General features: G+C 52.7%; 1 protein-coding gene. It reads right to left on the reverse strand.

The genetic code is table 11. The annotated features are described in order from the left end of the window. Positions 1 to 926: IS110 family transposase (locus JJD66_RS27880; RefSeq protein WP_200649529.1), on the reverse strand; the 926-nt coding region annotated here is incomplete at its 3' end. Between the last annotated feature and the right edge of the window lie 214 nt (positions 927 to 1,140).

The raw sequence follows: 1,140 nt of genomic DNA on the forward strand, positions 1-1,140 counted from the left end.
TGATATTCGCTTTGCCCTTTCAGCAGAGCGAACACCACCCGAGCAAGCTTGCGGGCCAGTATTACCAACGCCTGTGTGGTGCTATAGCCTCGCGCCCTCTGTGCTTGATAAAACGCTTTCCATGTCTCTGTTCGGCTAGCCGCCATCGCTGCGTTATGCAGCAGGCGCCGAGCTTCTGAGTCGCCGCGCTTACTTAAACTACGACGACCATCCTTCTGTCCTGACTTGTTGACGCGCAAATCCATACCAAGAAAGGCGATAAACGCGTCCGAATTCCTGAACTCTCCCCGTTGGAAGGTGGCAATCAAACGCGCGCCAGTCAAAAAACCGATGCCTTCGACTTTCAAGCAACGCTTCAACTGACCCAGTAAACCTGCTTCTTTCAGGCAGTCACTGATCATTTTTTCGATTAACCCTTCCAGTCTCTGCATCGACTTCACCTGCTCGGCAAACGAGGTCTTAAGAAGCGGCTCGTTCGCCCAGCTTTGCGTCAGGCTGACGCGCGCCTGAACCAAGGCTGCGCGCCGACGAAACAGGCTTAGAAGATGGCGATACAGCGGTGATGGAGGTGTCCAGGGACGCAGTTCGTCTGCCTCCTTTCTCAAATAGCGGACGAGCAACTTGGCATCCAAAGCATCGGTCTTGGCCCGGATCTTCACGCTTTCGCGGTAATGCTTGAGCTCATAACCTCCAACCATGTAAACCACGCAACCAGCTTCATGAGCTAGATCAGCAAATTCCAAGTGGTAGATATTGGTGGCTTCAATTGCGATGGCCACTTTGCAGGACAAGGCCTTCAGCCATTTTTTGATAGCGGCTTTGGTGTTTGGGATTGTTTCTAACAGATCGACTTCAGCGTGATAAATCACCAGTTCATTCTTAGCGACATCGACGCCTACGATTGGCTTTGAGACAGAAACTGGCATTGCCATGGGGCTTCCTCCGGGCTAAGGTTTTGAGCACTTGAAGGGCTCACCCAGAGGCGCAGGCTTGTTCCTATCGTCGGTCATAGCCAGATGCATTCTTTATCGGCGCTTGGGTGAAAGGAGGAGGGGCGAAATCTCCCACGGTCTGTACTGCGTCAACAGTCAGAATCGGGCTTTGTCCCTTCTCCTCCCTTCAAGTCCTAGCATACAAGCG

The sequence above is a fragment of the Pseudomonas sp. MF6751 genome (assembly GCF_016613265.1).
Classification (GTDB): domain Bacteria; phylum Pseudomonadota; class Gammaproteobacteria; order Pseudomonadales; family Pseudomonadaceae; genus Aquipseudomonas; species Aquipseudomonas fluorescens_BV.